The 493-nt window shown below is 34.9% G+C and carries 1 pseudogene; it reads right to left on the bottom strand.

What is annotated here, in order from left to right:
* Positions 1-493: pseudogene (locus DN393_RS31165) on the bottom strand (ATP-binding protein); the annotation flags it as partial.

Genomic DNA, 493 nt, shown 5'->3' with positions numbered 1-493 from the left:
GTCTCTACATTTCGTTGACATATGGCAGGTGCAAGACCGTTTACAGTATCGTTATTAGTGAGGAACGTGGTAAGGAGGTGTTTTTGAAGATGTTTTGGATTCCCGTTTCCAGTATCTGTAATACTCAGTTGTGCGTGTGTTTCATTGATTGTTACGGAAATGGTCAGTGTGTCACCAGGGTTCATGGCTTCAATTGCATTTTTTGTAATGTTTAATACTACTTGTTTCATATGGTCTTTTGGGCAACGGATATGAATATGATGGTCTAGTCAAATGTAAATTGAATACAATGTTATGTAGATTCGCATCAAATTGAATAATTAATGGTACCTCATTTAGAATAGTTCTCACATCATATGTTTGTTCAATGATAGCGGTTGGCTGTCCAAGAATAAGAAATTCGCTTACAATTTCATTAGACCGATCTATTTCTTGTTCGATGAGGGAAAAATAAAACTGATCTTGTTCATCTTTATTTTTCTCTTTTAATAGA

The sequence above is a fragment of the Bacillus sp. BPN334 genome, assembly GCF_008368885.1.
Taxonomy (GTDB): Bacteria; Bacillota; Bacilli; order Bacillales; family Bacillaceae_G; genus Bacillus_A; species Bacillus_A wiedmannii.
The sequence above is the reverse complement of the archived record's forward strand: the minus strand, read 5'-3'. Positions and strand labels throughout refer to the sequence as shown.